Origin of the sequence: Sphingomonas paucimobilis NBRC 13935 (genome assembly GCF_000739895.2) — a bacterium.
Taxonomy (GTDB): Bacteria; Pseudomonadota; Alphaproteobacteria; order Sphingomonadales; family Sphingomonadaceae; genus Sphingomonas; species Sphingomonas paucimobilis.
Genome location: NZ_BBJS01000043.1, coordinates 213,626 through 240,161, shown reverse-complemented (window position 1 = coordinate 240,161; position 26,536 = coordinate 213,626). Strand labels below are relative to the sequence as shown.

The window sequence follows — 26,536 nt, the reverse complement described above, 5'->3', positions numbered from 1 at the left end:
TGGCGGGGACTCCCATGACTACCGCTCCGACACCGGTGCGCGACACAATTCTGATCACGCACGCCAATCCTGAGGACAATTGCTTCGCCCGGTGGCTTGCCGGGCGCCTAACCACGGCCGGATACAAGGTCTGGGTCGACGTTCGCGCGCTTCGGGGTGGCGACGATTTCTGGGACAAGATCGAGCACGTGCTGCGGCACGAGGCCATCAAGCAGATCGTCGTGGTGTCCGAGCATATCGGCAAGCAAGGCGTAAAGAAGGAGCTCGCTCTCGGCGACGTCATGCGTCGCAAGCTCGGCGACGCGGAGTTCATGATTCCGATCCGGATTGCCGACGTGGATTTCGGCGATTTCCCAACAGAGATCCTCCGCCAGAACGCACACAATGCGTTCCCTAATTGGGCGGCCTGTCTTCAGCCCCTGCTCGAAACGCTCGACACCTCACGTGTGCTGAAGGTCGAGCATCCGGACGCCGAGCAGCTTGCGATGATCGTTGCTGCCCAAGAGGACGGTCGAAAGCTGGTCACTCCAAATCCCGAGACGCTTTACAGCAACTGGTTCGAACTCCGGGCGAGGCCCGACGTCTGGATCCTGGAGGCGAAGGGAACGACTGCGCAGCTGGAAGCCTGGAGCCAGTTTACGCGTGTTCCCCATGTGCTTCACGAGGGAGGCGCCATCGCCTTCTGCGGACCCGATGCTATCGAGCGTCTCGACAACGGCGCTCCGCCTTTGAAGGCGCGCGCCAGCTTGCCATTCAACGGCGTGATCGACGGTACCTATAGCCGCCACTTCGGTGAGCGTTCCAATGCACGGCGGATCGCCGTCAATTTGATGCGTCAGCACTGGGACCTGGCCATGCATCGTCTCGGGCTACTTCCTGTCGATTTCGCCTCGGGCGCCCGAGGCCGCTTCTTCCCCGACGGACTCATCGACGGAAGAGTGAAGCTGACGCTGAGCGATGGACATCGGGTCGACCGTGTCCTGAGCGGCAAGTTCAAGGATCGGCGCTGGCACCTGTGCCTTGTCGCTCAACCCAAGCTCTGGCCGGATGCTCTCTTCCGGGTCCATGCCAATGTTGCGGTGACGACCGACGGCCGAACCCCGCTCCCGGGTGAACAGCTGCAGCGCATCCGATTGCGCCTCACGCGGTCCTGGTTCAATGACAAATGGCGCGACATGCTGCTCGCCGCGATGGGCTGGCTTGCCGAAGGTGAAGCGGCACTAGACATTGCCGCGTCCGGTGAGCGCCTCACCGTCGCTAGCTTACCGATGAGCTTCGACTTTCCAGTCAGCTTCGCCGCGGAAGAAGACCGCCGAGCCGAGGAAGACGACGGAGGCCAGATAACTCTGTCAGAGGACTTCGAAACGGCCTTTGACCGGGATGAGATACCGGAGGAGGCCGACGCATGAGCATCCTCACGCACCGCATCGCCGAGCCTTTGCTCGAGTTCGGTCACGGGCAGCAGATGGAAGCGCCAAAAGATGGGCTCTTCCTCTTCGGGCCGCTCGAAGGTCCAGATGGCCGCTCCCAGGTACGCTTGGGCGTCATCGGGACGGAGAGCGGCGTCGGCCTATCCCGCCGCTGGTTAGAGCGGATCAGCCTGCATATACCCGGCAAAGTCGATGCGAAGGGCAAGCCCGTCTTATGGGCACCCGCATGGCCGGGCTTCGAGGCCTGCTTCGGCATCCCGCTGCCGACCCGCGGCATGGTCGAGCTAGCGGTCAAGAGCGGCGACATCGATCATTGCATCAAGAAGAACAATCGCGCCGACGCGGTTCGTTCCACGGTGCTGCTGTTCGCCGACGCGATCCGCGCGCACATCCGCGCCGAGGAGCGCCGTCCCGACGTCTGGCTCGTTGTCGTTCCGGACGTCGTCTATCGCTATGGACGCCCCCAGGTCGCACCACCGCCCAAGGACGAGCGCACCCCCTCCGACATCACGAGCTTCAAGGACGCCAAACGCTTCTTCCAGATGGGCGGCGACCTGTTCCCCGACACGGTGCGGGATGCCGAAACTTACCTGTTCTCGAACAATTTCCACCACCAGCTGAAAGCCGAGTTGCTGCAGGACGGCGTCGTCCTCCAGCTGATCCTCGAAAGCACGCTGGTCGACCGCAACCTCAACATAGCCAACGACCGCCGACGCGGCCTTCAGGACGAGGCCACGGTTGCCTGGAACTTCTGCACCACGCTCTACTTCAAGATGGACGCGAAGCCTTGGGCCTTAGCCCATGTCCGGCCTGGCGTGTGCTACGTCGGACTGGTGTTCAAGAACGACGACACGCCTGCGGCAACGGGCGAGGCCTGTTGCGCCGCGCAGATGTTCCTCAACTCAGGCGACGGCCTCGTCTTTCGCGGCGCCCTTGGCCCCTGGTACTCCGACGAGCGCAAGGAATATCACCTGTCGAGGAGCGCGGCGGCGAATTTGATGACCTCGGTGGTCGAGGGCTATAAGCTCAAGCACGGCAAGCCACCGAACCAGCTGTTCATCCATGGGCGTCACCGCTTTTCCGACGATGAGTGGGACGGCTTTTGCAGCGCAGTACCCACTGAAACACAGCTGGTAGGAGTCAGGATCAAGCAGCTCGATGACGTTCGGCTGTTCCGCCCCTCCGCGTCGACACCGGTCCTGCGCGGCACGGCCCTTACCGTGGGTGACTGGTCAGGTTACCTTTGGGCGCGGGGGTTCGTACCCCGGCTGGCAGGTTATCAAGGGTTCGAGACACCCAAGCCGCTCACCGTCGACGTGACGCATGGCGAAGGGGACATCGTAGAGGTGCTCGGCGACATCCTTGCGCTCACCAAGGTCAACTACAACGCCTGCGATTTCGCGAGCGCCCTGCCCGTGACGCTCAAGTTCGCGGACCGGGTGGGTGAGATCCTGATGGCATCGCCCCATACCGTTACCGCACCGCCGCTGCCGTTTCGGCACTACATCTGATGCCATGAGCGCCGACTAACGCCGATGTGGGTTCGATCCTAAGGCGAAGATGGTGACGTCCAGTTCAGGCACAAATCCACTATTTCGGGAGCTTGCCGCCGGGCAGATGCCGTCCACCATTTAAGGAAAACCTACAGGTGGCAAACCGGCGCTGACAGTCCATCGAACTGCGGCACCGATCTTGCACGACCCAAGTCCCGACCAAGCCGAGCCCGAGCCCGTCACGCTGCCGGCGCTGGCGCCCGACGCCGCGATGCTTGCCGTGCTCCACGAGGATCTCGAACGCGCGGCCGCCTACAAGAAAGCCGCGCGCGCCGCCGCGACCCATCGCGCCTATAACTCCGACTGGATCATCTACACCGACTGGTGTCGCACGCGCGGCCTCGTAGCGATGCCGGCACATCCGGAACAGATTGCCGCGTTCGTCGCGAACCAGGCCGCGTCCGGTCTTAAGCCAAGCACCATCGAACGGCGCGTGGCCGCGATCGGCCACCATCATCGCACAAGCAACTATCCAGCGCCGGCCGCGCACCCGGAAGCGGGCGGCCTGCGCGAGGCGCTTGCCGGCATCCGCAACGAAAAGCGGGCCAAGAAAACCCGCAAGGAGCCCGCAGACGCCACCGCGCTCCGCGACATGCTGGCGCAGATCAAGGGCGATGGCCTGCGCGCCCGTCGCGATCGTGCCGCGCTCGCGATCGGCATGGCCGCCGCGTTGCGCCGTTCCGAGCTGGTGGCGTTGACGCTCGAGAATGTCGGCATCCTCGACCACGGGATCGAACTCTACCTCGGCACCACCAAAACGGACCAAGCCGGCGAAGGCACGACGATCGCGATCCCCGAAGGCACCCGGCTGCGCCCGAAGGCGCTGCTGCTCGAATGGATCAGCGCCGTGCGGGTGCTGGAGGCCGAAGTTGTCCGCACGCCCGCGCAGGAAGCGACGGTCCCGCTGTTCCGCCGCCTCACCCGCAGCGACCAACTTACCGGCGAGCCGATGTCCGACAAGGCAGTCGCGCGCTTGGTCAAGCGCTATGCCGGTGCCGCCGGCTACGACGCCGCCAAATTCTCCGGTCACTCGCTGCGCGCGGGGTTCCTGACCGAAGCAGCCAGTCAGGGCGCGACGATCTTCAAGATGCAGGAGGTCAGCCGCCACAAGACGGTGCAAGTCCTCTCGGACTATGTCCGCTCGGCCGACCGGTTCCGCGACCATGCCGGCCAGCGGTTTCTCTGATCCAGAGCGCCGCCGCTCGCGACAGCCGGCCTCATGAGCAGGCAGTGATGCTACGACTGATCTAGCGCAGGGCGGGGCAGCCGCGCCCTCCTTACCCTCACGTAGCCTTGGCGGCGGGTGCGGCCATCAGGATCGCGCCCAACGCTGAAAGGAAATCGGAAAAGTGTCCCTGGAGCGCGCTGCTCCCATGGCGGGACTTCGCGACAAGGGCCTGATTCATGCAGCTCATCCCCGTCATCCTTTCCGGCGGCGCAGGGACGAGACTGTGGCCACTCTCCACAGAGCAGACGCCGAAGCAGTTCCTTCCACTGGCAGGCGAAGAAAGCCTCCTTCAGCAGACGGCTTTGCGCGCCAGGAGCATCGCGCAAGCAAGCTCCCCCGTCGTCGTCGCCAGCCAGGACCATGAGCGGCAGATCCTCCGAGAGCTCGAAGCGGTGGGATGCCCACCCTCCCGGCTGCTCCTCGAGCCGATCGGGCGCAACACCGCCCCCGCCCTCGCCATGGCGGCGCTCGAATGCACGGACGAGAACGCGTTGTTGCTGGTCATGCCGAGCGATCATGTGATCAGGGACGTGGAGTCCTTCGGCGAAGCCGTGCATCGGGCTCTTCCCCTGGCCCAGGATGGCTGGCTGGTGACGTTCGGCATCACTCCAGACCGCCCCGCGACCGGTTATGGCTATATCCACATGGGAGAGCCGCTCTCCGGCGAGATTTGCCGGGTGAACCGGTTTGTCGAGAAGCCGGAGGCGGCACGCGCGGAACGCATGCTTGCCGATGGCCGATATGTTTGGAACGCAGGCATCTTCCTCCTCCGCTCGGACCGCCTCATTGAGGAACTCTCGGTTCACGCGCCGGGGCTTCTCGGATCGGTTCGCAAGGCTTTGGCGACCGCCGATCGCGAGGGCAATCGAGTGATTCCCGATAGAGCCGCCTTCGCGTCCGTGGAGGCGAAATCGATCGACTATGTCGTGATGGAGCACGCCGCGCGCATGGCGGTGGTCCCCGTCGAGGTGGGATGGTCCGACATCGGGAGCTGGGATGCGCTTCATGAGATCGAAGCGCAGGACGACAGCGCAAATGCGCTGCACGGCGATGTCCTAGCGCTGGAAAGCCACGGGTGCCTTATTCGGACGAGCGGGCCGCGAGTTGCCGCGCTGGGCGTGTCCGATCTCGTCATCGTTGCCACGGATGACGTCGTGCTGGTGATCCCGCGGGAGCGTGCCCAGGAGGTACGACGACTGGTGCAACGCGCCAGTCAAGCGACGCCTCCGCCACCGCGACGACCGCAGCGAACCGCCGCCCTGTCGATCGCCACGCCCGCCGCCTCGTGAGCAGGAAAAGGGATCGGCGACACGGATCTCGAAGACGCCCGGAATGGAGAGTAAGATGAACGGCTATGCTCTGACGCCGCCGGTTCGCCACATCGCGCTGATCGGCAATTTCCCTCCTCGACGCTGCGGCATCGCGACTTTCACCGCCGATCTGCACGACGCGCTGCGCCAGATATCGCCCGACGCCAGTCTCTCCACTGTCGCGATGAACGATCCTGGGACGCGGCACCGCTACCCGGAGGAAGTAGGCTACGAGATCGCGCAGGACGATCCCGACGCCTACCTGGCGGCTGCGGACCACCTCAATGCGCTCAATCCGGACGTCATCTGCGTTCAGCATGAATTCGGCATCTTCGGTGGGAAGGCAGGCGGCTACTTGCTGCCGATGCTCGAGAGGCTTCGGGCGCCGGTCGTGACGACGCTTCACACGGTGCTGACGCAGCCCGACCCGGATCAACGACGGGTGATGCGCGCTCTCGCCGAGCGGTCATCCCGCCTGGTCGTCATGACCGAGATGGGCCGAACGATTCTTACCCGTGACATGGAGGTGGCGGCCGGCAAGATCGCCGTGATCCCGCATGGCATCCCCGATCTGCCCTTCCTGGACCCAGCCTTCCACAAGCACCGCTTCGGGCTCGACGGCCATCGCGTCATCCTGACCTTCGGCCTGCTTTCCCCAAACAAGGGCATCGAGGTGATGATCGAAGCGCTTTATCGCCTCGTGAAGGACCATCCAGATCTCGTATACATCGTCCTCGGCGCGACGCACCCTCATCTGGCGGCGCGCGAGGGCGAACGCTACCGCGACGAGCTGGCAAGTCGCGTCCGCCGCCTCGGTCTCGAGAGCCATGTGCGCTTCGTGAACGAGTATGTCGACGCGCCGACCTTGCAGGCGTGGCTCTCGGCCTGCGACATCTATGTGACGCCCTATCTCTCCGAGGCGCAGATCACGAGCGGAACGCTCGCCTACGCTGTCGGCTTGGGCAAGGCGGTGATCTCTACCCCCTATTGGCACGCGCAGGAGTTGCTCGCCGGGCGTCGCGGTCAGCTGGTCCCCTTCGGTTCGCCCGAGGCGCTCGCCGGATCCGTGGGCGCCGTTCTGTCCAACAGGAACCTTCGCGACGAGATGCGGCGCAACGCTTATCAAGCCGGCCGTGACATGATCTGGCCTGTGGTGGCGGAGCGCTATACGACGCTTTTTCAGCGGGCGCGCATCGAGGTCTTTGGTAAGCCGGGCGTCGTGCAGCTCCATGCCTCCAAGTCGAAGCCGCCGAAGCCAAGCCTCAGCGCCGTGGCGCGGCTGACCGATGGGTGCGGTATGCTGCAGCACAGTCGGTCCACCGTCCCCGACCGGCGCCATGGCTATTGCCTCGATGATAACGCCCGCGCGCTGATGCTCGCCACGCAGTTCGAAGCAGAGCGAATCGAGGCCAAGCGCGCGCTTGCCCTGGCGCCTACCTACGCCTCGTTCGTCGACCTTGCCTGGAACGAGCAGTCACAGCGCTTTCGCAACTTCATGGCTTTCAACCGGAACTGGCTCGAACAGGAAGGCTCGCAGGACAGCTTCGGCCGCGCTGTCTGGGCGATCGGCCGTACGGCCGAGCTCACCCGCAATCACGGTCTCAAGCTCTGGGCGACGGCGCTCGCAGACAAGGTGATCCCGGCAAGCGCATTCCTCACCAGCCCCCGCGCCCGCGCCTTCGCCATTCTCGGCCTAGCAGCGCATCTCAGCGTGTACCCGGGCCACCGACCGGCAAGGCTTCAACTTGAATCGTTCGCCGGGGAGCTGCTCGACCTGCTTCGTACAGTAAGGCGGGACGCCTGGACGTGGTTCGAGCCGGTCCTTGCCTATGACAATGCCCGCCTGCCGGAAGCACTGCTGCTGGCGAGTACCGTTCTCGGTCGCACGGACATGCGACAGGACGCCCTGGAGGCGCTGGACTGGCTCCGGCGCCAGCAGACCGCTCCGGAAGGCCATTTCCGGCCGGTCGGCACCCAAAGCTTCGGCGCGGCCTTTCAACCGCCGCGTGCCTTCGATCAGCAGCCGCTCGAGGCCTGGGCGACGATCGATGCCTGCACGCTCGCATTCGCGCAGGACGGCGATCGCCGATGGCGGGACCATGCCGAAGCCGCGTTTGCCTGGTATCTTGGCGCAAATGATCTCGGCGTCCGGATCGCGAGCCCCGATGGCGGTTGCTACGATGGCCTGCAGGTGGATCGGGTGAACCTCAACCAAGGCGCAGAATCCATCCTCGCCTTCCAGTTTGCCGCCCTGGCGATCGCGCGCTTGCGCAACGAGGCGGCCGCGTTGGACACAAGCGAGGAGCGCCAGGTGGCCGCGTCCGGAGGCAAGGCATGCCGCTGATCCAATCCAGCCTGCACCTCCTTCCGAACCCTTCCAGAGTGGTCGTCCGGCCCTTGCAAATCGCGTCGGAGCCGCGGCACCTCAATCCTGTCGATAATGAGCGGATGCGCCGGATCATCGCTGCCGTGCGGGCGATGGACGGCCGCACGACCCAAGCGGAGCTTGCCCTCGTGCTCGCGGATTTCGAGAGCCGGCACCGTGAGATTCGCAAGGTTTTCGAAGAGCGATACGATCAGGTCGCGACCGACATTGGTCTCACCGGTTCGTTAGACCGTTCGCAGCGGCAGCTTATCGGCGCCTATTTTTGCCATGAATATTCGTTCGGTGCCGCTGCTGTCATGAACCCGAGCATCGTGCCTCATCCTGACCAGACGGGGCTCCCGCATGGCGCATTGCGCTTCATCCTGTCCCTGCGCGCCGTCGGCGAGGGGCACATCTCATCGGTGACGTTCCGCCAAGGCATCGTCCTTCCAGACGGCTCGCTCGAACTCGAGCCGGAACCGGATCTTGCAGTCGCCGCCAAAGCCGAGAGCCACGACGATGGCAGAGTCGTCTTTCGCCGCCATGACTGCAGCAACCGTCTCGACGAGATGGTGCTGTTTCCATTCACGCCCGCGCAGCGCAACGGCTTGGAGGACCTACGCCTCGTACGGTTCGAGCAGGATGATGGCGGCTTTACCTATTACGGTACCTATACCGCCTACAGCGGCAAGGCGATCTCCTCGGAAATCCTCGAGACCCGCGATTTTGAGACGTTCGAGCTTCGTCCGCTCCAAGGCAGCGCCGCACGCAACAAGGGCATGGCGCTCTTCCCGCGTAGTTTCGACGGAGACTATTTGATGATCGGCAGGCAGGATGGCGAAAGCCTTTATCTGCTGCGCTCCTCCGATCTCAATCGCTGGGAGCATGGCGAACTTCTTGCCCGCCCCGAATATGCCTGGGAGCTCATTCAGATCGGCAACTGCGGATCACCTATTGAGCTGGAAGAAGGGTGGCTGGTGCTCACCCACGGCGTCGGCGCCATGCGCAAATATTCCATCGGGGCGCTGCTGCTCGATCGGGATGACCCCAGCCGCGTTATCGGCCGAACAGCAGTGCCGCTCCTCTCGCCCTCGGATGAAGCACGCGAAGGCTATGTTCCCAACGTCGTCTACACCTGCGGGGCGTTGGCGCACGCCGGCCGCCTGATCATGCCGTATGGCGTGGCGGACAGTTCCGTGAGCTTCGCGTCGATGGACCTGGCGGAATTGCTGGCGATGCTGTCGCCGCCAGCTGGCGCCCGGTCCCCACTCGCCCAGGATGTGGAGCCGATCCGGGACCGAACGGACGCGTGATCCTTCGCTCTGACGGGGCAGCGGACGTCAGTCGTGCACCAGCAGGCACTTGCCTAATGCAGCGTCGTGTCGGTCTCGACGTCCGCCTCCGCGATGACATACTCGTCCCCCTCCCCCGCGAAGAACATCGTGACGCGTTCTTCCTCGTTGTCTGGAGGCGGCCGATCGGGGAAATGTTCAGCCCAGGCGCCGTTCACGTAGGACAAAAGGGTGGACCAGGCGATTGCATGGTTCGGGTGCGTCGACAGGAAGACCTTACCGAGGTGCTCGATCATCAGGACGACAACGGACATACGCCTACTCCGCCACCTTGACTCGCGAGAACATCTGCAAAGACGAGGTCGCAGAGAGAGGATCAGACCATCAACGGCTTCCGGCTGGGTCGGAAGTGTGAATGCGTGACAAAATCTGTTCCACTTCGAAGAGATCGCCCGACGTCTCGACACCAGGTCCGCAGAGACGAATGATCATCCGCCCCTCGACTACCTTGCTTCCTATTCGAGGTGCAGATCCGAGGCCAAAATGAACGCCTGGCTTGTCGAGCACATGCTGATAGAGCCGCCAGTAACGGCGCCATTCGGCCGCGCTTCCGCTCGTCGAAACGGTCATATGGCCGGATCGGAGCGGCACATACGACACATCGCGGCTTAACTGCGCGCGTTCGATCGCAAAGCAGCGCGCCCCTCGGCCTGCAGCGACTTGCGCCGCTTTCCTCAGCAAGCCCGTCCGCACCGACCGGTCAGGCCAGCGAGTCGGGGCGAGGATTGCGATTTCATAGCTCGGCCGATCGCCGCTGCCGACCTCGCGGACTTCGAAAGTCGGGAGCTGGGGCTCGCTTTTCGCAGGCGCCGGGTCGACATGCGCGGCCGAGACGAGGGCGAGCACGCCGCACCACCAGTTGCCCCTTGTGGACCGGGCCGAGCGCCGCAGCAGCCGGCCAAAGCTCTGCCGTGTTCCGGGGGCGTCAGCGGCGGAGGCGAACCGTATCATCGGATCCGCCTCCTCGCTCAGCTCGCCCTTGAAATCACGACGCGCGCGGGCCGCACAAGCCGGCTTGCAACCCTGTATCCGGGCTGGAGGGTCTCCAGGACCAGGCCATCACCGGTCTCGTCATCAGATCGCGATGAGATCGCATCGTGGATGTTGGGGTCGAACGCCTCGCCCGTACCGGGGCATATTCGCTCGACGCCAACCTTGACCAGCGCATCGAGGAACGCGCGACTGGTCGCCCGGAGCCCGTTTAACAGGGCATCGACACTCGGCCGGGTTCCTTCCTCCGTCCGGCTGGCCGCCTCGATGGCGAGATCGAGGCTGTCGAGAGCGGGAACGATCTTCGAGACTAGGTCTGCAATGCCGGTTTCGCGCCCCTCGGCACGCGCGCGATCGGCTCGCTTTCTGGCATTCTCGGCATCGGCCAGCGCACGCAGGAGCCGCTCCCGCAGCTCGTCGGCTTCCGATGCGGCCGCCTGCTTGGACTCGGGCTTCTCCACCCCTTGCTCCTGCGGCTCCGGAGACTGCCCTCCTTCAGCGATGTCGTCCTGGTTCATTTGACCGAGCCTTCATTCATCCGTGCAAGCGGCAGGCGCCACTTCACCAAACAGTGATCAGCGGAACGGACCGGATCACTTCTTCGCGTCGTCCGCCTCCTCGAACTCGGCATCCACAATCCCGTCGTCAGCCGACGATGTGCTGCCCGGCTCGGAGCGCTGGGCGCTGGCGACCTTCTGCGTCGCAGACTGCAGATCCTCGCCGCGCGCGCGGATGTCCTCGATCTGGTCGCCCTGCATGGCCGTCTTCAGGTTCGAAACCGCCTCTTCGACGGCTTGCCGATCCGCGGCCGCAACGCGATCTCCTGCATCCGCAAGCGTCTTTTCGGAGAGGAAGATCAGAGCGTCGGACTGGTTCTTCGCTTCCGCCAATTCGCGCCGCTTCCTGTCCTCGCTGGCATGCTCTTCGGCATCCCTGACCGCACGCTTGATGTCCTCTTCGCTCAGTCCGCCCGACGACTGGATGGTGATCTTCTGCTCGCGCCCGGTCCCCTTGTCTGTCGCGGAAACGTTCACGATGCCGTTTGCATCGATATCGAACGTCACCTCGATCTGCGGCACGCCTCGGGGCGCGGGTGCGATGTTCTCGAGATTGAACTGGCCGAGGAGCTTGTTGTCCTCGGCCATTTCCCGCTCGCCCTGGAAGACCCTGATGGTCACAGCGGGCTGGTTGTCCTCCGCCGTCGAGAAGGTCTGGCTCTTCTTCGTAGGTATTGTCGTGTTCCGGTCGATGAGCTTGGTCATCACGCCGCCGAGCGTCTCGATGCCCAACGACAATGGCGTGACGTCGAGGAGCAGCACGTCCTCGACCTGGCCCTTCAGCACGCCCGCCTGGATCGCTGCGCCGAGTGCCACGACCTCGTCAGGGTTGACGCCCTGGTGCGGCTCGCGCCCGAAGATGGTCTTCACCGCCTCGACGACCTTCGGCATGCGGGTCATCCCGCCGACCAGCACGACTTCGTCGAGCTGATCGGCCTTGAGCCCTGCATCCTCCAGCGCCGCCTTGCACGGCCCCACGGTGCGGGAGATGAGGTCATCGACCAGCGCCTCGAGCTTGGCGCGCGTTAGGCTGATGTCGAGATGCTTCGGACCGGATTGATCCGCGGTAATGAAGGGCAGGTTGACACTCGTCTGTGATGCCGAGCTGAGCTCGATCTTCGCTTTCTCGGCCGCCTCTTTCAGCCGCTGGAGCGCGAGCCGGTCTTGGCGCAGATCGATGCCCTGCTCCTTGCGGAACTCGTCCGCCAGAAAGTCGATGATCCGCTTGTCGAAATCCTCGCCGCCGAGAAAGGTGTCGCCGTTGGTCGACTTCACTTCGAACACGCCATCGCCGAGTTCGAGAATGGACACGTCGAAAGTGCCGCCGCCAAGATCATAGACCGCGATCGTGCCTGCCTTCTTCTTTTCGAGCCCGTAGGCAAGGGCGGCAGCCGTTGGCTCATTGATGATGCGCAGAACCTCGAGACCGGCGATGGTCCCAGCATCCTTGGTCGCCTGCCGCTGGGCGTCGTTGAAATAGGCCGGAACGGTGATGACGGCTTCGGTGACCGGCTCGCCCAGATATTTCTCGGCAGTCTCCTTCATCTTGCGCAGGATGTGCGCAGAAATCTCGCTGGGGCTCGACTTCTTTCCGTTCACCTCGACCCAGGCGTCACCATTGGCGCCGGGAACGATCTTGTAGGGGACCATGCCCTTGTCCTTCTGGACGATGGGGTCATCGTAGCGGCGCCCGATCAGGCGCTTGATCGCAAAGAGGGTCTGCTCCGGATTGGTAATGGCCTGACGCTTCGCGGCGGCACCGACCAGCACCTCGCCATCAGGGCGGAAGGCCACCATGGATGGGGTGGTCCGGGCACCTTCGGCATTCTCGATGACCTTGGGCTCCTTGCCCTCCATCACCGCGACGCATGAATTGGTGGTGCCGAGATCGATGCCGATTGCTTTCGCCATGCCAGCCTCCAAGGATAAATCGAACGCCGACGATGGACAGTATCCTGCAGGTGAGTCCTGACCTGGATCAGTTGCCGCGAACCCTCGCCTCTGCAGACCGCCGGCGTGCGCGCACTCGTCTACTTCCCGTCAGCAGACTTTGGATCTGACGAGCTTTCGCTCGATCAAGCTTCCTCGCGAGCTACGACCGCGCGCGCGGCGGCACTGGGACGGCGCGCGGCGGCGCGCTGAACGCGCAACAGTCCTCAGTGCCCTACCTGCCGAACGGCCGCGGAATAGGGGATCGGCGTCCAGGCGTAACCGACGCCGGCACGCACGACATGTCCCAGGCCCGGGAAGGAGACATGGGGCGCTGCCACGAGCTCGTGGGTACCGGCAAGCTCCGCCAGGGCGGCCGTCCTCGTCTTTGCCGCCCGCGCTTCGTCGGCGTCAAAATCGATTGTGATGTCGGGTCGCGGCAGCTGAATCTCGGCCGCGTGGATGATGTCGCCGACCACGCGTAAGCGATTCCCGCGGCTCTCGATCTCGAAGAAACTGTGCCCGGGCGTGTGGCCGGGTGCGGCGGTCGCACGAATGCCGGGAAACAACTCCGCCGGCGCGGTGAAGGTACGGATACGACCCGCTGCGTAATAGGGTGCAAGGGCCGCACGCCCCTCTTCGAACATCTTGCTGTGACTGGCTTTTGCCCGTGCCTTAGCCACGTCGCTCAGCCAATATTCGAGCTCCTGCTTAGCGAGGTAGATCTCGGCGTTCGGAAAGACTCGACGACCGTCCACGGTCAGGCCACCCGAATGGTCACCGTGAACATGCGTCAGGAGCACCGCGTCGATCGACTCCGGCGAATAGCCTGCTTCCTTCAGCATGGCTGGGAGACGCCCGCAGCAGTCGCCAAACAACCCTCCCGCGCCTGCCTCGATCAGGATACGGCGCTCGCCCGTGTCGATCAGGAAGCTGTTGATCGAAGTTTCGCGGTCGAGCGGCTCGCCGGCAGCGCGAAAGATCTCGGCCAGTTCCCCACGGCTGATGCCATGGAGCAGGTCGGCGAAAGGCACCGGCGTGGTGCCGTCCGTCAAAACGGTGATCTCAAAATCGCCAAGCATCACCCGATAGAAACCGGGCGCCTGCGCTGCTGACCGCTCTACCCTCGCCGCATGTGCCGGCTCTGCCGAAACTGACAGGGGCAAAATTGCTGCTGCGATAGCAGGCAAGACCTTGGTCAACGATTTCACCTCGAAGCCTCCTTTCGTCGTCGTGCGCCGCACCGCCAGCGAGTGGGCGCCTTGCACGCTAGGAGGTGTTGCCGTACAGCCCACTCAGCAAGTACATACCGTGAGGTAAGTAATGGAGAATTCGCGTGCCTTCCGCGAACTGCAGTGCGACGTGTTCCTTGCTGATTGCCCGGCACGGAAGGTACTGGCGCTCTTGGCTGAAAAATGGACGCTGCTCGTTATCCACGCGCTTAGCGAGCGTTCGTATCGCACCGCCGAGCTGCGTCGGCGCATCGGCGGCGTATCGGAGAAGATGCTGATCCAGGCCCTGCGTCGCCTCGAGGAGTGTGGCTTGGTGGCGCGCACCAGCTACCCTGAGGTACCACCGCGGGTCGAATATGCACTCACCTCGCTGGGCTACACCCTCAGCAGCGTCGTGCGCGAGCTCGATCGCTGGATCGAGACGCACGCCTTTGAGATTGAAGACTGGGTCCAGCGGTCAGGCAGAGCAGCCTGATCGACTGGTGCACGCGCATCGGGTCGACGTCGGTACGCGTGCACAGCTCCGCCCCCTCTCAGACCCCCATCGTCGCGCGCGGATTCTCGTCATGACGCTGAGCCCAGGTGCGGGCGAACTCCTCGAGCTCGGCGTCTCCGGAAGGCAGATGCACCATCAGGCGGACCAACTGATTGCCGCGTGAACCGTCCCGCCGGTGGAACCCCTTGCCCTTGATCCGTAGCGTGCGGCCCGAGCTCGATCCCTTAGGGATCGTCAGCAACACCGGTCCGTCGACGGTCGGGACCCGCACCTTGGCGCCGAGCACGGCTTCGTCCCAGCGCACCGGCAGGTCCAGCAATACATCGTCGCCTTCGCGCGCAAAGAATCGGTGCGGCTGAATTTCGAGGATGACGATCGCATCGCCAGCGCCTCCGGGACCATCCTCACCCTGCCCGCGAAGACGCAGCTGGGTGCCGGACTCGAAGCCTGCCGGCAGCTTGAGGTCGAGAGCCTTCCCACCCCCCAGGTCGATATGCTGCGGTCGCAGAGCCGCGGCATCCTCGAAGCTGACATTCAAACGATAGGCGACGTCCGCTCCGCGAGGGCGATACGAACCGTGCCGGCGCGCTCCACCCGCGGTCTCCCCGCGGCCGAACAAGTCGCCGAAGATGCTGGCGAAGTCGGCCTCGTCTCCGCTGAATTCGAAGGTTGTCGCGCCGCCATCGGCGCCCGCGCGGAAGCCGCCGCGCCGGGCGAAAGGACCGGCGCCATCGAAATCGGAGAAGCCGAAGGGAGCCTTCGGATTGCCGTCCTCGTCGATCTCGCCGCGATCGTAGCGCGCTCGTTTGTCCTTGTCGGTGAGCAGGTCGTAGGCCGCGGTCACGGCAGCGAAGCGTTCCGCCGCCCCCGGCTTATCCGCGTTACGGTCGGGATGATACTCCTTGGCGAGCTTGCGATATGCCTTCTTGATCGTGGCATCGTCGGCATCGCGCGGGACGTTCAGGGTTTGGTATGGATCCGCCATTCTATTCAGTCCCTGTCCCGGCCCCTCATCGCCTGCGATCGCCCCGCGCTGCAGATGAGATGGCAAATCGTTCCGTCAGAATCATCCGTTCGTCCCGAGCCCCCGCGGCTGCCATCGGAGCTAGACCGACCCACCATCGTCTGGCGGGCTCAACGGCCTAGCCACAGCGTCAGAGCATGAAGAATGCTCTTCGTCTCCTGCACGTCGCGAACGGCAACTGCATCGACTCCGACGGTGACGGCCGGATAGTCGTTGCCACCCGGGAAAATCGAATCGCCGAGGAAGACCATGTCTTCCAAAGGAACGCCGCTCTCTGCGGCGAGCTTGCGAAGCCCGAAACCTTTGTCAATTCCTGCCCGGGTGATGTCTATTGAGGTGGTGCCTCCGATATTGACCGACCATTCTGTCAAGGTTCGCCTCAGCATCTCCTGGAGCTGTAGCCGCTTGCGCCGATCCGGATCCCAGGCCTCCTTGGCCTCGAGCGGCGCCTTCTGCCCAATCCCTGAATAGGTGATCTGGGTGCCGCGGTCCTCGATCCGGGGCCCCCATGCGGGATCGCGATCGAGCTCGGCAGCCTTGATCGCCCGATCCAGCTCCTTGAGTATGTGGGCCTTCTCGGCAGGCGTGATTGCCTCCGAATAGGCTTGGCGCCACTCTCCGGCGAACCGGAAAAGCTTCGCTCCTGCCGTCGGCAGGATCCACAGCCGCCCCAGCTCGGCACCCGGCGGCAGCCGATCGACGACCTGCTTCTTGAACTGAGGCCAGTCGCCCCCGGAAATCACCGCCACCTGCGCGAAGGACAAGAGCGCGGCAAGCAGCCCGGCTACCTCGTCATCGAGCGGGGCCTTGCTCTCGGCCAACGTGCCGTCGAGATCGAACGCCATTAGCTGCTTCACGCTGCCACCGTCGCAAGTGCGTCGACATCGCGCTCGCCTCGTGCGGTCATCGGGTCCGGCTCACCACATAGGCTGTTCCGTCAGCGCGGACGATGACGAGGTGATATGACTTGTCCTCGCACTGCGCGCGCCAGACCGGCCCGTCCTTCTCGTCAGGCAGCCGCTCGGCTTGAATGACGTTCTGGCACGGAAGGCCGGCATCTCGGATTGCACGGAAAAGCACCGCCTTCCGCGATGCCTCGTTGAGGTTGATCACCGCCTGCTGGTAGTCGTTTATCCCGTCGCTCGTGGCGGTCTGGCCGGCGGCAGGCTGTTCGGCCTTCTGCGTTCCGCATCCAGCGAGTGCGACGCACAAGGCGGTCGCCGCGAGGAACCGACGCATCGATCGTTCTCCCCTGCTCAATGGGCCAGCAGCAGCGGCTTCGGGGACCGCAGCAACATCTCGCGCGTGACCCCACCAAGGATACGTTCGCGAATGCGCGAATGCCCATAGGCGCCGAGAACCGCGAAGCTCGACCGCGAGTCGATGATGACGTTCAGCAGTTCCTCCCCCACGCTGAGCTCGCCGCGGGGCACCGGGAGCAACTCCGACTGGATGCCATGATGCGAGAGATAGGCGGCGGCGCCGGCTGCGGGAAATTCGGGAGCGTCGTCCCCGATCGTCACGATCTGGACGCGCGCCGCCCGGCTCAGGAGCGGAACCGCGAAACGCAGCGCCTGCGCGGCCTCGAACGAAGCGTTCCACGCGACGAGCGCAGTGCCCTCGAGATCAAGCGTTCCGTTGTCATAAGGCACCGAGAGGATCGGAGCGCGCGAATGGACTGCGACGTCGCCGACGAGGTCGAGTTCGGCGTCCCAGCCGCCTTCGTCGCTTTCGAGATGACTGAGGATGATCACGTCGCTCAGCCGCGATTGATCGAGAAGCACCGTCGCGGGAGAACCAGCTCCGCGTACCCAGTCGAACGCCACGCCCTCGTCGCGCAGTCTGGCCTCCACGGCCGCGCGCGTGGCATCCTGTCGCTTCTCGTGCTCCGTGAAGAGCTTCACCGATGGATAGACCCCGCCGAAGGGGTCGGCCATCGCGTAGGCCGACAGGGGCGCAGCCTGCGTGCCCGTCAGATGAAGGTCGAATGCCCGGGCAAGCTGGACCGCCGCGTCGAGCCGCGCGTCTCCGCCTCTGTCTTCGGCGACGTGGAGCAATCCTGTTTTCATCAACCCTATCCTTTCGATTGCGTGGTCGGCCGAAAGGCAATGGCCGCAGCAGCAGAAGGGTAAGCAGCACTAAGATGGCGGACGCTGACATAGGTCAGACGACGCGCGGCGATCGTTCTCGCCCGCCAGAGCGTGGACTGCGGAGGTCAGCTCACTAGTCGAGGAGCGCGCGGAGCATCCAGGCCGCCTTTTCGTGAACCGCAACGCGTTGCGTGGCGAGATCAGCGGTCGCCTGATCGCCCGCTTTATCGGCCAAAGGAAAGAGGCTGCGAGCCGATCGGGCAGTCGCCTCGTGACCCTCGGCCAGGATCCTGATCATGGCCTCGGCCTTCGGGGGCGTCTCGGGCGCATCGGCAAGAGAGCTGAGCCTGGCGAACTGCGCATAGGACCCCGGCGCCGGCTCACCAAGAGAACGTATTCTCTCCGCAATCGGATCAACGGCGTTCCATAATTCGGTGTATTGCGCCATGAACATCGCATGAAGGCTGTTGAACATCGGCCCCGAGACGTTCCAGTGAAAGTTATGGGTCGTCAGATAAAGGGTGTAGGTGTCCGCCAACAAGCGGGCCAAGCCGCCGGTTATCTCTTTCCTCTTTGTCTCGTCGATTCCGATATTCATGGCCATTCGAATTGTCCTGCAAATGGCGCCGCCTCCGCGGTCACTATTCCGCCGATGCGGTCGCAGCTCCTATGCCATCCTCGGCCACGTGCGCGGCTCCTGAGGTCGCGCCAACTTTAGCCGGCGAAGCGCGCGGCAAACTGACCCAGATCAGACGTGCACGCCAATGTCGCTGCTCGGGGAACGCCTACCCTTCGATGTCCCCGATTTCGGCTGACGTGGGTCAGCGCGCGCGCTCGACTCGCAGAATAGGTGAACCGCGGCGGAGTACCAACTGGGGCTTAGATGCCCGTAGCAGACAGGAGGATCCGAGATGGTTTCACTTTTCCGCACTGACGCCACGATCAAGAAGGACGTGGAGAGCGAGATCCAATACGATCCGTCGATCCAGCATGAAGACACGATCGCGGTCGCCGTGAAGGACGGCATCGTGACGCTGAGCGGCGTCACCAAGAGCTACATGGACTCCTATTATGCCGAGAAGGCGGCGAAGCGGGTTTCGGGGGTGAAGGCCGTCGCCAACGACATTCAGGTCAAGCTCTCGACCGAGCGCCTCGATCCCGAGATTGCCGAGGAGGCGGTCAAGTCGCTGAAACGCGAGCTGCCCAGCAGCGCCGACAAGATCAAGATCGTCGTCAAGAGCGGCTGGCTCACGCTCGAGGGCCACGTGGAATGGAACTTCCAGAAGGAATGGGCAGAACGCGCCGTCCGATCGATCGCCGGCGTGAAGGGCGTTACCAACACGATCACGGTCCAGCCCAGGGTGAACCCTGGCGACGTCAAGAAGAAGATCGAGGATGCGCTCGTGCGCAGCGCGCAGGTTGACGCGCAGCGCGTCCAGGTCGAGGTCGACGGCAGCAAGATCACGCTCAAGGGCACCGTGAGGACCTGGGCGGAGCGCCAGGAAGCCGAGCGGTCGGCCTGGTCTGCGCCCGGCGTGTCGAGTGTCGACAATCAGATCAGGATCCTGCCCTGATGCAATCGGCGGGGATGGCTTTGGCTATCCCCGCCTTCGCCGGCTGCGCAGCATCGACCTGCACGAACCGATCGCCGACCGGCGCAACCTTGCCGACGGATTTGAGCGAGGGCCCGTCAGGTCGGGGGGAAGGTCGCGTCGATGATCGTCCCGCTTGGCAACTGGCAGCGACCTTGACCGCCGCCAGCCATGCCTGCGCCGGGCCGCATCAGCCGGAAATGGCACCGCATCTGCCCGTCCGGCCCGCCGAGGTTGGCCAGGACTCTCCCGCTATAATGGGTGAGCGTGCTTTGGGTGGGACCCCAATAGGCCCAGCCGCGCCACCTCCACCGGTTGCCCCACCCGGTCCATAGCGGGCCGAGTTCTTCGATGGTTGTCTCGCTCGTGATCTGGAAGAACGGGCCTGCATAGGTGGCGCCCGTGCTCAGGTTTGCGGTCATCGTGCCCGATCGGGCACCGCTCGATTTCCACACGAACGTCGCTGTCGTCGACCCGGCCCTCGAAACGCCGACGCCGGACCCTGTCGTGGTGCACCCGGCTATGCCCAGAAGCAGCGCGGGCACGAGAGCAGCCCTGATTCCCTTCATCTCCATCTCAACCTCTTGCTCTATGCGTTTGATCGTCGCCCCTTGGTCCATGGTCCCCGCGCTCGACGAGGGTCACCGACCTCCTGCAGCCGAGCCACGTCGAGCGGCGATCTTGGGTTAGTCGCAAGGGCGATCCGGGCTCTGATCTATCTCAGCCCGCCACCGGGCGACCGGGCTAGGTTGAGTCGGCGACATCAGAGCGGTTCGTCGCGCCATTCCTCGCGAAGACGGACCACGTTGGCAGCAAGGAGCCCTCAACTTGGATAGAAACGCAGGCACACTGGACCCCCAGCCAAGTCGACTGGAACAGCTCAGCACCGACTTCGCGGCGCTGGCGCCCAAGCTTCCGGACGGCCCGGAAAAGCAGGCTCTATCGCTGCTCCACGGCATGATCCAGGAATTGTGGCGCTCCGCCGGCTCGGCCCGCCCTGCCTTCGAGGCACCGGCCGGCGCGACTCTGGATGATCTGAAAAGCCTCCACGAGCATGCGCCCGCGATGGAGGGAGATGCGATCAATTCTCCTCTCAGCGTGGGAGCGAAGGCGCCAGAGTTCGCCCTGCTGGACGCTAACGGCCGGGAAGTCACCCTCTCATCCTATGCGGGACGGGCAATCGTCCTCGTCTTCTATCCGCTCGACTGGAGCCCGGGCTGCAGCAAGCAGTTGGACCTTTATCAGCAGGAATGGAGCGAGTTCGAGAAGCGCGACGTGGAGATCGTCGGGATTTCCGTAGATAGCCTTTACAGCCACGGCGCCTGGGCCGCCGCCCGCGGACTCTCGATGCCTCTCCTCGCGGATTTCAATCCCAAAGGAGAAGTCGCGCGCCGCTATAACGTATGGCGCGACGCTGATGGCTTTTCCGAGCGCGCGCTCTACATCATCGATGGAGAGGGCGTCATCCGTTACGCCCACGTCTCGCCGAAGCTCCAGCATGTTCCCGACATCTATGAGCTCTTCGCCAAGCTCGACGAGATTGTTGGAACGCCAGCAACTGAGGGACGCGAATAATGGCGTCCGCGTATCGAGCACGCGGCTCGGCTGCCGCTCCGATCGTCATCTATGGAAGCCGTTGGTGCGGCATCACCATGATGGTTCGGCGGTATCTCGATCGAGCCGGGATCCCGTATCGCTTCGTCGACTGGGAAGCCCATCCGGAAGTGCGGTCGGAGCTCGAATGGCTGGCCGGAGGCAGGCTAGCCAGTCCGACGATCAAGCTCGGGGGACAGGTTCTCGTGCAGCCCTCGATGCGCGAACTCGAATGGGCGCTGGCCCGCGCCGGATACCGTTAGCTTTAGGAATACGGCTCGCACTGGCCACTCGCCCCCCCGGCCGGCGAGCCGTCGCACCGGGCAGCGTGATGCTATCACTCCGCCCGTCACGCTGTCCGGTGCCCTTCCCCACCAACAAATCTACGGCGCGCCCGTATTTCATGGGCGGCTGAGCATGATGCCGCGGCCGCCACACGAATGGTACCTCGAAACGCCCGAGGTACGACCGAACCGGCTAGGGTTAGATCGGGGCCCGTTCTGATTTCTCGGGCGCGCCGGGCCGCCAGGCCCGTGCGGATCAAGTGGCGAGCCACGGATCGGGTTGGATAGTGGCAAGGGGCAACTCGTCCAGCGTCTTCTTCAGCTCGATTTCGTGCACGTGCACGTTGAGAGCTCCTGACTTCCGCATGATCTGCTGAGCCTTTTCCTCCGCGGCGGCATCGCGCGCGCGAACGAAGACGACCAATCCTCCCCCACGCAAGTCGCGTTCCAAATCTTCCGCGCCAACGCCCCCAAGAATTGCGCTGCGGACGACCTTCGCAATTCCCGCTCCGGCCGCGCCACCGGCGGCTGTGGCGGCAAGCACCGCTGCGAGTGCGCCGCCCGATGCGACGACCGGCAAAGCTGCCCCGAGCGCGGCAAGCGAGATCAACGTCCCGAACACCAGGCCCGTGACCGTCGTCCCTTCATCGCGCGTTACGAGCTCGCGCCGTGGCAGCTCAGGTATCTCGGCCAGGTAGATGGGATCAGCATAGATCGCCGGCAGCTTCTCCAGGACCGCCTCGCGGCTGGCCATCAGGTCGATATCGCTCTTGTCGAAGCCCGCGGCGCTGAGTGCGACGACCATGCTCTCGAGCAGTTCGAGATTGTGCACGGTGCCGACGACTTCCCGAGCCCGGACGATTTGGACAATGCTCTGCTCCGACTCTTGCGGCACGCTGCGCTCCAATGATGACCGAAATACTCCACGTCTCCCCGGTCTCCGCTCGAAACGCCCTGATGTAAATCAGCCGTTGCTCCGCACTGCTCCCGCGTTCTTTGCGCTCGGGCCCGAGAGCCAAAAAAGTCACCCAAGCGGCTTCACGCCGTCTTGAACACGACTTCACCAGTACTAGCTAAATTGTGTCGGGTGCCTCTGCGGGCCCGGCAGGACAAGAGGGCGTCGGCTCTCTCTCCGACGCCTCAGATGTCCAAATTGCTCACGAGGAGGATTTGGAGATGAGAGCAGCGAATTATCTAGATCTGGCGCCCTATCGGCGCTCTACCGTCGGCTTCGACCGGCTTCTCGACCTGATGAACAATGCCGCGCCCGATGCGGCCGAGCCCTACCCGCCGTTCGACATCGAAAGGCGCGCAGACGGCACCTATCGTATTTCGGTCGCAGTTCCCGGCTTCCGACCGGACGAACTGGAAGTGGTGGCGCAGCAGAACATGCTCACCGTCAGCGGAAGCAAGGCTGGGGGAGAACCCCAGGCCACGTACCTGCATCAAGGCATCTCCACACGCTCCTTCGAGCGTCGTTTCCCGCTCGCCGACTTCGTCATCGTGCAGTCGGCCGCACTGGAGAACGGGCTTCTGACCATCACGCTGAAGCGTGAGGTGCCCGAGGCGATGAAGCCACGCAAACTCGACATCTCCACCACCGCCCAGCCGGCATCCACGACCGAGAAGGACCAAACCCAGGCCCAGGCTTAAGAGATTGCGCGCCATCGACAAGCCGGTGGCGCGCACTTGGAAGGAGACGTTTTATGATTGCGCGACTCGCGAAGGCCCGCGCGGCAGCGTCTGCCCGGTTCAGGGCGAGGCTTGCCCGCGTTTCGCGCCGTCGACTGCGCCCAGGACCGCTGATCATCCGTGAAGAGGTCAGGTCCGGCCGCAACTCGCAGGATGACCGCTCGTGGCTCCGCTACCTGAGCGCGCTTCCGGAGGACGCGCGGGCCGTCCTCGAGCCGCTCCCAACGGCGACGAACCAGGGCGGGCGGGCGCGGAAGGGGCAGTGGAGGCTCAGTTTCCCGCAAAGGAAGAAGCCGTTTGTAGATTGGCTGATGGGGTGGACCGGTGGTGACGATCCTCTGGTTCAGGTCGACCTTCGCTTTCCTACTCGCGAGGCGGCAGAGCGATATTGCGAGCGACTGAACTTGCCCTACGACGTGCATGAGCCTCCGCGCGCTCATACCGCGCCGGTCAATAAGCAGCGCTTCCAGCTCGACGACGCGCCGATCGCGGGGTGGCCCGACGCCACCTTGGCGCAGGACCGCTCCTGACATTGTATCGGCGCGGCGTCCTGGGAGGACGCTCGGCACCGCCGCGCCCGATGCGCACCGAGGCACCGCACTGGAACTTAGGTGCTGAACCGCTCGGCCCACCCTCTCAGCGTGCCTAGATCAGTGACGCCAGCCTGGCGCGCGACGACATTGCCATTCTTGAAGGCGAGCAACGCAGGAATCCCCTGGACGCCGTACTCGGACGCGATGTCGGGGTTTGCGTCCACATCGACCTTGATGAAGCGCGCCTTCGGTTCGAGCGAGCGCGCCGCCTGTTCGAAGATCGGCGCCATCGCCCGGCACGGGCCGCACCAGGCCGCCCAGAAGTCGACGATCACCGGCAGGTCCGAATTGCGGATATGCTTGCGCGCTCGCGCAGCGTCGAGAGCGGCAGGGGCGCCCTCGAACAGCTTCTGATGACAACGCCCGCATTTTGCGACGAGCGGCTCACGGTCGGCCGGCACCGCGTTGGTGGCATCGCAATGGGGGCAGACGACCCGACGCTTTTCGGCCATCGATGAATCCTCGTTCGCTGCAGGTCATCGCGGCAGCGGGTCGCCGCCGCGACGGGCCCTTTCAAGCAGCCTGCGCCTCGGCAGGCCTTGATACCTGGGTTGAGAATGTCAGCTCGCTGTCGCCTTCATCGATGGTGACGGTCGAGCCATCCGGCACCTCGCCCCGCAGGAGGAGGTCCGCCAGGGGGTCCTGAAGATATCGCTGGATCGCGCGCTTCAGCGGACGGGCGCCATAGACCGGGTCATACCCCACGCGGCCGAGCCACGCACGCGCGCGATCCGTGAGGTCGAGCGTGATCTTGCGGTCCTTGAGGAGGTTCTGGACGCGCGCGACCTGAATGTCGACGATGGGACCCATGTCGGCCTGGCCGAGGCGGTGGAACAGGATGATCTCGTCGAGCCGGTTGAGGAATTCCGGCCGGAAATGCGCGCGCACCACCTCCATCACCTGCGGCTCGACGCTCTCGACCGTCTCCCCTTCCGCCAGGTTCGAAAGATACTGGCTGCCGAGATTGGACGTGAGGATGATCAGCGTATTCTTGAAATCGACCGTGCGGCCCTGTCCGTCCGTCAGCCGGCCATCGTCGAGCACCTGCAGGAGCACGTTGAAGACGTCGTTGTGCGCCTTTTCCACCTCGTCGAAGAGGATCACCTGGTAGGGCCGCCGCCGCACCGCCTCGGTCAGCACGCCGCCTTCCTCATAGCCGACATAGCCCGGCGGGGCGCCGATCAGCCGCGCGACCGAGTGTTTCTCCATGAACTCCGACATGTCGATGCGGACCATCGCGCTGTCGTCATCGAACAGGAAGCCGGCGAGCGCCTTGGTTAGCTCGGTCTTGCCGACGCCGGTCGGGCCGAGGAACAGGAACGAGCCCATCGGCCGGTCCGGATCCTGCAGGCCCGCGCGGGCACGGCGGATCGCGCGGCTGACCGCCGTGACCGCCTGCCGCTGGCCGATGACCCGCCTGCCGAGCGCCTCCTCCATATGGAGGAGCTTTTCGCGCTCGCCTTCGAGCATTTTGTCCACCGGGATGCCCGTCCAGCGCGAGACGACCGCTGCGATGTCCTGGGCGGTCACCTCCTCGCGCAGCATCGCGCCCTGGCTCGCTGTTTGGGCGTCGGCCAGCTGCTTCTCCAGACCCGGTATGACGCCATAGCTCAGCTCGCCAGCGCGGCCGAGGTCGCCGCGTCGCTGTGCCTGGTCGAGCTCGAGGCGAGCCTGGTCGAGCTGCTCCTTGAGCTTGGCCTCGGCCTGGATCTTCTCCCGCTCCGCCTGCCAGCGCTGTGTAAGTTCCGCCGACTGCTGCTCGAGCTGCGCGAGATCATGCTCGAGGTGGGTCAGGCGATCCTTGGATGCGGCATCCGACTCCTTCCTGAGCGCTTCCCGCTCGATCTTCAGCTGGATGATGCGCCGGTCGAGCGTCTCGATCTCTTCCGGTTTCGATTCGACCTCCATGCGGATCCGGCTTGCCGCCTCATCCATAAGGTCGATCGCCTTGTCGGGCAGGAACCGGTCGGTGATGTAGCGGTTGGAAAGCGTCGCCGCCGCGACGATCGCCCCATCCGTGATCCGCACGCCGTGGTGCAGCTCGTATTTCTCCTTGAGACCCCGGAGGATGGAGATCGTGTCCTCCACCGTTGGCTCGCCGACGAACACGGGCTGGAACCGGCGCTGGAGCGCCGCGTCCTTCTCGACATATTTGCGGTATTCGTCGAGCGTGGTCGCGCCGATGCAGTGCAGCTCACCGCGGGCAAGCGCGGGCTTCAGCAGGTTGCCCGCGTCCATCGCACCTTCCGTCTTACCCGCGCCGATCAGCGTGTGCATCTCGTCTATGAAGAGGATGATGTCGCCCTCGGCCCCCTTCACTTCGTCGAGCACGCCCTTGAGTCGCTCCTCGAACTCGCCGCGATACTTCGCACCGGCGATGAGCGCCCCCATGTCGAGCGCCATCAGCTTGCGATCCTTGAGCGTGTCGGGAACGTCGCCATTGGCGATGCGGAGCGCCAACCCTTCCACGATCGCGGTCTTGCCCACGCCGGGATCGCCGATGAGCACGGGGTTGTTCTTGGTCCGACGCGCCAGGATCTGAACCGTGCGTCGGATCTCCTCATCCCGGCCGATGACCGGATCGAGCTTCCCGTCCCTGGCGGCCTGGGTGAGGTCGCGGGCGAATTTCTTCAGCGCATCGTAGCGGTCCTCGGCGCTTGCCGTGTCGGCGGCGCGCCCGCCGCGGAGCTGGTTGATCGCTTCGTTCAGCGCCTCCGCCTTCACGCCCGCTCGCGCCAGCGCCTTGCCAGCCGCCGCGCCTGCCGCAAGGGTGAGCGCCAGCAGCAACCGCTCGACGGTCACATAGCTGTCCCCGGCCTTCTGGGCGATCTGCTCGGCTTGATCGAGGAGGCGGACGGCATCGTTGTCGAGCCCGGGAGGCTGGGACGCCCCGCTTCCGGTGACCGAGGGCAGCTTGGCCAGCGCAGCGTCGACCTCGCTGGTCGCCAGGTCCGGATTGCCGCCGGCGGCGCGGATCAGGCCGGCTGCCATGCCCTGCTCGTCCTCGAGCAGGGCTTTGAGGATATGCTCCGGCGTGATGCGCTGATGATTGAGCCGGATTGCGACAGTCTGCGCGGACTGGAGAAAGCCCTTCGCGCGGTCCGTGTACTTCTCAAGGTTCATTCCGATTCCTCCTGTTCGACAAACAGAGCCGGCGGAAGTGCGGAGCGAGCGGAGGCCTCGCGCGCGGACTTTCCGTCGGCGCATCGATCGGCAGGTCGCGTCC

Annotated in this window: 26 protein-coding genes; 12 read left to right on the top strand and 14 right to left on the bottom strand. The window is 64.4% G+C overall.

Going from position 1 to position 26,536, the window contains the following annotated elements:
• Nucleotides 1–14: 14 nt before the first annotated feature.
• The 6 genes from SP6_RS14040 to SP6_RS14015 all read left to right on the top strand — a co-directional run bounded on the left by SP6_RS14040 (nucleotide 15) and on the right by SP6_RS14015 (nucleotide 9,199).
• Nucleotides 15–1,409, top strand: coding sequence for a toll/interleukin-1 receptor domain-containing protein (locus tag SP6_RS14040; protein WP_007406249.1), 1,395 nt, complete (start codon nucleotides 15–17; stop codon nucleotides 1,407–1,409).
• Complete coding sequence (locus SP6_RS14035; RefSeq protein WP_007406262.1) at nucleotides 1,406–2,941, top strand: argonaute/piwi family protein; 1,536 nt, start codon at nucleotides 1,406–1,408, stop codon at nucleotides 2,939–2,941. The genes SP6_RS14040 and SP6_RS14035 overlap by 4 nt, the downstream gene beginning before the upstream one ends.
• A gap of 181 nt (nucleotides 2,942–3,122) precedes the next feature.
• Nucleotides 3,123–4,169: a tyrosine-type recombinase/integrase gene (locus tag SP6_RS14030; protein WP_007406283.1), complete on the top strand. Its 1,047-nt coding sequence runs from the start codon at nucleotides 3,123–3,125 to the stop codon at nucleotides 4,167–4,169.
• 218 nt (nucleotides 4,170–4,387) lie between these two features.
• On the top strand, nucleotides 4,388–5,500 hold the full coding sequence (locus SP6_RS14025) for a mannose-1-phosphate guanylyltransferase/mannose-6-phosphate isomerase (protein ID WP_007406228.1): 1,113 nt from the start codon (nucleotides 4,388–4,390) through the stop codon (nucleotides 5,498–5,500).
• A gap of 55 nt (nucleotides 5,501–5,555) precedes the next feature.
• Nucleotides 5,556–7,865, top strand: a complete 2,310-nt coding sequence (locus tag SP6_RS14020) for a glycosyltransferase family 4 protein (protein ID WP_007406278.1) — start codon at nucleotides 5,556–5,558, stop codon at nucleotides 7,863–7,865.
• The gene (locus SP6_RS14015; RefSeq protein ID WP_037569485.1) at nucleotides 7,856–9,199 is read left to right on the top strand and encodes a glycoside hydrolase family 130 protein; all 1,344 of its coding nucleotides are present in this window, start codon (nucleotides 7,856–7,858) and stop codon (nucleotides 9,197–9,199) included. Before SP6_RS14020 ends, SP6_RS14015 begins: the two co-directional genes overlap by 10 nt.
• Before the next feature lie 53 nt (nucleotides 9,200–9,252).
• On the opposite strand, the gene SP6_RS14010 is transcribed toward SP6_RS14015, so the two are convergent.
• From SP6_RS14010 to SP6_RS13995, 5 genes are all read right to left on the bottom strand, one after another.
• Entirely contained in the window at nucleotides 9,253–9,492 is a 240-nt protein-coding gene (locus SP6_RS14010) for a hypothetical protein (RefSeq protein ID WP_007406266.1), read from the bottom strand.
• Between the two features lie 70 nt (nucleotides 9,493–9,562).
• Nucleotides 9,563–10,189 carry a hypothetical protein gene (locus SP6_RS21030; protein WP_125974932.1) on the bottom strand — a complete coding sequence of 209 codons (627 nt, stop codon included), beginning with the start codon at nucleotides 10,187–10,189 and terminating at the stop codon, nucleotides 9,563–9,565.
• Nucleotides 10,190–10,206: 17 nt separating this feature from the next.
• Entirely contained in the window at nucleotides 10,207–10,746 is a 540-nt protein-coding gene (locus SP6_RS14005; RefSeq protein ID WP_007406296.1) for a nucleotide exchange factor GrpE, read from the bottom strand.
• Nucleotides 10,747–10,821: 75 nt separating this feature from the next.
• Complete coding sequence (dnaK, locus tag SP6_RS14000) at nucleotides 10,822–12,696, bottom strand: molecular chaperone DnaK (protein ID WP_007406245.1); 1,875 nt, start codon at nucleotides 12,694–12,696, stop codon at nucleotides 10,822–10,824.
• A gap of 245 nt (nucleotides 12,697–12,941) precedes the next feature.
• Nucleotides 12,942–13,925 (bottom strand): MBL fold metallo-hydrolase, encoded by a 984-nt coding sequence (locus SP6_RS13995; RefSeq protein WP_037569510.1) that lies wholly within the window; start codon nucleotides 13,923–13,925, stop codon nucleotides 12,942–12,944.
• A gap of 112 nt (nucleotides 13,926–14,037) precedes the next feature.
• Here SP6_RS13995 and SP6_RS13990 point away from each other — a divergent pair, with 112 nt between their 5' ends.
• Nucleotides 14,038–14,421 (top strand): winged helix-turn-helix transcriptional regulator, encoded by a 384-nt coding sequence (locus SP6_RS13990; RefSeq protein ID WP_042469294.1) that lies wholly within the window; start codon nucleotides 14,038–14,040, stop codon nucleotides 14,419–14,421.
• Between the two features lie 58 nt (nucleotides 14,422–14,479).
• On the opposite strand, the gene SP6_RS13985 is transcribed toward SP6_RS13990, so the two are convergent.
• The 5 genes from SP6_RS13985 to SP6_RS13965 form a co-directional block, all read right to left on the bottom strand.
• Nucleotides 14,480–15,427 (bottom strand): DnaJ C-terminal domain-containing protein, encoded by a 948-nt coding sequence (locus tag SP6_RS13985; RefSeq protein ID WP_007406275.1) that lies wholly within the window; start codon nucleotides 15,425–15,427, stop codon nucleotides 14,480–14,482.
• Nucleotides 15,428–15,576: 149 nt separating this feature from the next.
• Nucleotides 15,577–16,323, bottom strand: coding sequence for an HAD-IIB family hydrolase (locus tag SP6_RS13980; RefSeq protein ID WP_037569488.1), 747 nt, complete (start codon nucleotides 16,321–16,323; stop codon nucleotides 15,577–15,579).
• Between the two features lie 46 nt (nucleotides 16,324–16,369).
• A complete protein-coding gene (locus tag SP6_RS13975; protein WP_007406244.1) occupies nucleotides 16,370–16,705 on the bottom strand; it encodes a hypothetical protein in 336 nt (111 codons plus the stop codon).
• A 17-nt stretch (nucleotides 16,706–16,722) separates the two neighbouring features.
• Nucleotides 16,723–17,535, bottom strand: coding sequence for a universal stress protein (locus tag SP6_RS13970; protein WP_007406273.1), 813 nt, complete (start codon nucleotides 17,533–17,535; stop codon nucleotides 16,723–16,725).
• Between the two features lie 154 nt (nucleotides 17,536–17,689).
• Entirely contained in the window at nucleotides 17,690–18,154 is a 465-nt protein-coding gene (locus SP6_RS13965; protein WP_007406243.1) for a Dps family protein, read from the bottom strand.
• A gap of 313 nt (nucleotides 18,155–18,467) precedes the next feature.
• Between SP6_RS13965 and SP6_RS13960 the strand changes: the two genes are divergently transcribed.
• Nucleotides 18,468–19,130: a BON domain-containing protein gene (locus SP6_RS13960; protein WP_007406294.1), complete on the top strand. Its 663-nt coding sequence runs from the start codon at nucleotides 18,468–18,470 to the stop codon at nucleotides 19,128–19,130.
• 116 nt (nucleotides 19,131–19,246) lie between these two features.
• Here SP6_RS13960 and SP6_RS13955 read toward each other — a convergent pair whose 3' ends face one another.
• Nucleotides 19,247–19,570 carry a hypothetical protein gene (locus tag SP6_RS13955; RefSeq protein ID WP_231727515.1) on the bottom strand — a complete coding sequence of 108 codons (324 nt, stop codon included), beginning with the start codon at nucleotides 19,568–19,570 and terminating at the stop codon, nucleotides 19,247–19,249.
• A 406-nt stretch (nucleotides 19,571–19,976) separates the two neighbouring features.
• Between SP6_RS13955 and SP6_RS13950 the strand changes: the two genes are divergently transcribed.
• Nucleotides 19,977–20,723 (top strand): redoxin domain-containing protein, encoded by a 747-nt coding sequence (locus SP6_RS13950; RefSeq protein ID WP_007406291.1) that lies wholly within the window; start codon nucleotides 19,977–19,979, stop codon nucleotides 20,721–20,723.
• On the top strand, nucleotides 20,723–21,004 hold the full coding sequence (locus SP6_RS13945) for a glutaredoxin family protein (RefSeq protein WP_007406284.1): 282 nt from the start codon (nucleotides 20,723–20,725) through the stop codon (nucleotides 21,002–21,004). Before SP6_RS13950 ends, SP6_RS13945 begins: the two co-directional genes overlap by 1 nt.
• Before the next feature lie 277 nt (nucleotides 21,005–21,281).
• On the opposite strand, the gene SP6_RS13940 is transcribed toward SP6_RS13945, so the two are convergent.
• Nucleotides 21,282–21,920 (bottom strand): hypothetical protein, encoded by a 639-nt coding sequence (locus tag SP6_RS13940; RefSeq protein ID WP_007406240.1) that lies wholly within the window; start codon nucleotides 21,918–21,920, stop codon nucleotides 21,282–21,284.
• A gap of 281 nt (nucleotides 21,921–22,201) precedes the next feature.
• Between SP6_RS13940 and SP6_RS13935 the strand changes: the two genes are divergently transcribed.
• Entirely contained in the window at nucleotides 22,202–22,678 is a 477-nt protein-coding gene (locus SP6_RS13935) for an Hsp20 family protein (protein ID WP_007406230.1), read from the top strand.
• A gap of 53 nt (nucleotides 22,679–22,731) precedes the next feature.
• Complete coding sequence (locus tag SP6_RS13930; protein ID WP_050794211.1) at nucleotides 22,732–23,247, top strand: NADH dehydrogenase ubiquinone Fe-S protein 4; 516 nt, start codon at nucleotides 22,732–22,734, stop codon at nucleotides 23,245–23,247.
• A gap of 77 nt (nucleotides 23,248–23,324) precedes the next feature.
• On the opposite strand, the gene trxC is transcribed toward SP6_RS13930, so the two are convergent.
• Together trxC and clpB are read right to left on the bottom strand one after the other, a co-directional pair.
• Nucleotides 23,325–23,762 (bottom strand): thioredoxin TrxC, encoded by a 438-nt coding sequence (gene trxC / locus SP6_RS13925; protein WP_007406248.1) that lies wholly within the window; start codon nucleotides 23,760–23,762, stop codon nucleotides 23,325–23,327.
• Nucleotides 23,763–23,823: 61 nt separating this feature from the next.
• Complete coding sequence (gene clpB / locus SP6_RS13920) at nucleotides 23,824–26,433, bottom strand: ATP-dependent chaperone ClpB (RefSeq protein WP_007406254.1); 2,610 nt, start codon at nucleotides 26,431–26,433, stop codon at nucleotides 23,824–23,826.
• Between the last annotated feature and the right edge of the window lie 103 nt (nucleotides 26,434–26,536).